At 66.0% G+C, this 536-nt stretch carries 1 protein-coding gene; it reads left to right on the top strand.

The genetic code is table 11. The features are described from left to right. Window positions 1-295 precede the first annotated feature (295 nt). A partial coding sequence (gene rpsL, locus AC1DWF_RS38080; protein WP_476843581.1) for a 30S ribosomal protein S12 occupies window positions 296-536 on the top strand: 241 nt, incomplete at its 3' end.

Here is a 536-nt window from a genome sequence, read left to right as displayed (position 1 = left end):
GAGTAGCGGCATGCGGAAAGGACGGGGGCTGCGTCTGCCTCCGTCCGGCGAATCACCCCCCTGGTCGCTTGACTCCGGGCGGGGGGGTGAGTAAGACGCGCAACTCGCCGGGACGATCAGCGATGGTCCCCTGGCATGTTGGTTCAAACGCCTTACTTCGGTCGCCACGATCTCCGGTTGGAGGTTGTCCAGGCCCGGGGTTGACGCGGTAGCCCGTTCGGAGCGCGACAGCGCCCGTCGGGCTCTGTGTCGTTCGGCCGATGGATCGCACAGAACGGGTTTACGAAGGGGCGTCATGCCGACGATCAACCAGCTCATCGCGCAGGGGCGCGAGCCGCGCCGTAGCCAGAACAAGGTTCCGGCCCTCGAAGGCTGCCCGCAGAAGCGCGGCGTCTGCACGCGCGTCTATACGACCACGCCGAAGAAGCCGAACTCGGCTCTGCGTAAGGTCGCCAAGGTTCGCCTGACCAACGGCTTCGAGGTCGTGAGCTACATCCCTGGCGAGGGCCACAACCTTCAGGAGCACTCCGTGGTCC

The organism is Aminobacter sp. P4_D5 (assembly GCF_056401815.1).
This window is presented reverse-complemented; position numbering and strand designations above follow the sequence as displayed.